Source organism: Streptomyces sp. SID10853, assembly GCF_010548145.1.
Lineage (GTDB): Bacteria > Actinomycetota > Actinomycetes > Streptomycetales > Streptomycetaceae > Streptomyces.
In genome coordinates, this window is record NZ_JAAGLN010000396.1 from 1 (window position 1) to 3,687 (window position 3,687).

Below are 3,687 nucleotides of genomic sequence, written 5' to 3' on the forward strand. Positions count from 1 at the left end.
GAGGAGATCCTGGCCCCCCTCGCCGCCGACCAGCGCGAATCCCTCGGCGAGCTGCTGTCCACCCTGCTGGACGGCACCCACGGCCACCGCGCCTGACGGCCGGCCCCGTCCCAGCCCGGCCCCGTCCCGGCCCCGTCCCGGCTCCTTCGCCGGCCCGCGTTCGGCGGCCCGCGTTCGGCGGCCCCGGAGGGAAAATCGATTGCCCCGAAGCGTGGTGGAGCGCGAACCTTGCACGGTTTGAGCCCCTCATCGACTCCTGGGATCCCATGCAGATTCGCGATCTTCCCTATCCAGACCCAGGCGATCCCGACGTACGGTCAGGTCCCCGTTTCCTCTACTGGCTCGGCCGCAATCAGCTCGGTGGTCAGTGCAGGTCACTCGCCTGGGGGCTGCTGCACCAGTGCGGAATCGCCGGGCTGCCACTGGCCGTCGGCTTCGCCGTCCAGGCCGTGGTGGACCGATCGGGTGGCCGGCTCGCCCTCTCCGGCGGGCTGATCGCGCTGCTCGGCGCGGTGATCGCGGTGGGCGACACCATGCTGCACCGGACCGCTGTCACCAACTGGATCACCGCCGCGGCCCGGGTCCAGCAGCTGCTCGCCCGTAAGACCGCCGAGCTGGGCTCGGCGCTGACCCGCCGGGTCGCCGCGGGTGAGGTCGTCGCGGTGTCCACCGGGGACGTCGAGAAGATCGGCTGGTTCGTCGAGGCGCTCTCCCGTTTCCTCGCCGCGGCGACGGTCCTGGTCATCATCTGTGCCGGTCTGCTGCTGTATCTGCCCTCGCTCGGCATCGTGGTGGCGCTCGCCATGCCCGTACTGGCGCTGGCCGTCCTGCCGTTGCTCTCCACTGCCACCGCGCGGGCCGACGTCCAGCGGGAGAAGGCGGGGCGGGCCACCGAGCTGGCGGCCGACACTGTCGCGGGGCTGCGGGTGCTGCGCGGTATCGGCGGCGAGGAGCTCTTCCTCGGCCGGTACCGCGGCGCATCCCAGGAGGTGCGCCGGGCCGCCGTGCGCAGCGCCCGTATGTGGTCGCTGATCTCGGGGATCCAGGTGCTGCTGCCGGGGCTGCTGCTGATCGGTGTGGTCTGGTACGGCGCCCGGCTGGCCGCCGACGGGCGGATCGAGGTCGGTCAGCTCGTGACCGTGTACAGCGCGGTGACGCTGCTACTCTTCCCGCTGCGGCACTTCCAGGAGATCGCCATGGCGTACTCCTTCTCGCGGCCGTCGGCGAAACGCGCGGCGCGGGTACTGGCGCTGGAGCGCACCGCGTACGAGCCGGCCGGCCGCCCGGCGTCCGAAGTGTGCCCGGAGGTGCCGGACGGTGATCTGTACGACCCGGTGACCGGACTGCTCGCGCCGGCCGGTGAGTTCACCGCTGTGGTGTGCGGCGACCCGGACGCCGCGGGCGCGCTGGCCGAACGGCTCGGCGGCCACGCGACCGCGCAGGACACGGAGAAGCTGCCGTCGGTCCTGCTCGGCGGGGTCGCGCTCGACGATCTGCCGCTGGACACCGCCCGTACGGCCGTCCTCGTCCAGGACAAGGACCCGGTGCTGTTGTCCGGCACTCTGAGCGAGTTGCTCGACGTGCCGTCGTCCGGCCAGGTGCCGGCCGCACAGGCGCTGGCCGCCGCACAGTGCGCGGACGTCCTGCAGTCGCTGGCCCAGGCCGCCGTCGAGCCGGGCGGAGATCCGCTACGGACCAGGATCACCGAACGCGGGCGGTCGCTCTCCGGCGGCCAGCGGCAGCGGCTGGCGCTGGCCCGCTCGCTGGTGACCGATCCGGAGGTGCTGGTGCTCGACGAGCCGACGTCGGCCGTGGACTCGCACACCGAGGCGCGGGTCGCCCGGGGCGTGAAGGGGCTGCGCGCGGGGCGTACGACGGTGGTCTTCGCGTCGTCGCCGCTCCTGCTCGACCACGCCGACCGGGTGGTCTTCGTCCACGAGGGCGCTGTCGCGGCCACCGGCCCGCACCGTGAACTGCTCCACGGTGACCAGCGTTACCGCGCGGTCGTCACCCGCCACCCCGATGAAGAAGCCGAACGACACGAAGGAGCCGAAGGACCGGACGGCGCGGACCGGGCGCCCGCCGCCGGAACATCCGGCACCGCACCGGCGGGCCGAACCGCCCGAGCCGCCCCGGCCGGCCCATCGGCCCGAGCCACCCCCGCCGCCCAGGCCCCCCGCTCCGCCCCGCAGGCTTTCGCAGACATCGAGGAGTCAGCATGATCGGCGTCGCGCCACCGGCCTACGACCCGTCGGCACCGGAGACGGCGACCACTCTGCCGGTCGGCACACCCACCACCGTACGGGCCTACGTACGCGAGCTGCTGGGCCGCCACCGGCGGGCGTTCGCCGTGCTCATCGGGGCCAACGCCATCGCGGTGGTCGCTTCACTGGTCGGCCCCTATCTCCTGGGCGGTCTCGTCGAGGACCTCTCGAACGGGGAGCACGACCTCCATCTGGGCCGCGTCGCCGCGGTGTTCGCGGTCGCCCTGGCGGTCCAGACCTTCTTCGTCCGGCTGATGGGGCTGCGCGGCGCGATGCTCGGCGAGGAGATGCTGGCCGATCTGCGCGAGGACTACCTCGTACGCTCGGTCGCGCTGCCGCCGGGTGTTCTGGAGCGGGCCGGTACCGGTGACCTGCTCTCGCGCATCACCACCGACATCGACCGGCTCGCCAACGCGATGCGTGAAGCGGTGCCGCAGCTGGCGATCGGCGTGGTGTGGGCGGGGCTGCTGATCGGCGCGCTGGCCGTGACCGCTCCCCCGCTGGCGCTCGCGGTGCTGGTGGCGCTGCCGGTGCTGCTGGTGGGGTGCCGCTGGTACTTCAAGCGGGCGCCGTCCGCCTACCGTTCGGAGGCCGCCGGATACGCGGCGGTCGCCGCGATGCTCGCCGAGACCGTGGACGCGGGGCGGACCATCGAGGCGCACCGCCTCGGTTCCCGCCGGGTGGCGCTCTCCGAACGGCGGGTCAAGGAGTGGACCGCGTGGGAGCGGTACACGCTCTGGCTGCGGTCGGTCCTCTTCCCGGTCATCAACGTCACGTATGTGACCATCCTCGGCGCGGTGCTGATGCTCGGCGGGGTCTTCGTGCTCCAGGGCTGGATCAGCGTCGGCCGGCTCACCACGGGTGCGCTGCTCGCCCAGATGATGGTGGATCCGGTCGGGCTGATCCTGCGCTGGTACGACGAACTCCAGGTCGCCCAGGTGTCGTTGGCCCGTCTCGTCGGCGTACGGGAGATCGAACCGGACGCGGGTGACGGGGCGGTGAGCCCCGACGGGCGTGCGGTGCGGGCGGACGCGGTGCGTTTTGGCTACCGCGAGGGCGTCGACGTACTGCACCGGGTCACGCTCGACGTCGCTCCCGGCACCAGGATGGCACTGGTCGGGCCGTCCGGTGCGGGCAAGTCCACGCTGGGCCGGCTGCTCGCGGGGATCTACGCCCCGCGCACCGGCGAGGTCACGCTGGGCGGCGCCGAGCTGTCCAGGATGCCCGCCGAGCGGGTACGGGAACATGTCGCGCTGGTCAACCAGGAGCACCATGTCTTCGTGGGCTCGCTGCGGGACAATCTGCGCCTGGCCAGGGCGGGCGCGGACGACGCGGAGCTGTGGGCGGCGCTCGGCGCGGTCGACGCGGACGGCTGGGCCGCCGCGCTGGACGGGGCGCTGGACACCGAGGTCGGCTCCGGCGG

The 3,687-nt window shown here is 73.1% G+C and carries 2 protein-coding genes and 1 pseudogene; all 3 read left to right on the plus strand.

Features of this window, described 5'->3' with window-relative positions; translation table 11 throughout:
- Window positions 1-96 (plus strand): annotated as a pseudogene (locus G3I19_RS37885) (MarR family transcriptional regulator); the annotation flags it as partial.
- Window positions 97-266: 170 nt separating this feature from the next.
- On the plus strand, window positions 267-2,222 hold the full coding sequence (locus G3I19_RS35310) for an ABC transporter ATP-binding protein (RefSeq protein WP_164267771.1): 1,956 nt from the start codon (window positions 267-269) through the stop codon (window positions 2,220-2,222).
- Window positions 2,219-3,687: ABC transporter ATP-binding protein (locus tag G3I19_RS35315; RefSeq protein WP_164267772.1), on the plus strand; the 1,469-nt coding region annotated here is incomplete at its 3' end. The genes G3I19_RS35310 and G3I19_RS35315, both read left to right, overlap by 4 nt.

Excerpts from the sequence above, each read along its gene's own strand:
- G3I19_RS35310 (WP_164267771.1), top strand. The coding sequence starts at position 267 with ATGCAGATTCGCGATCTTCCCTATCCAGACCCAGGCGATCCCGACGTA.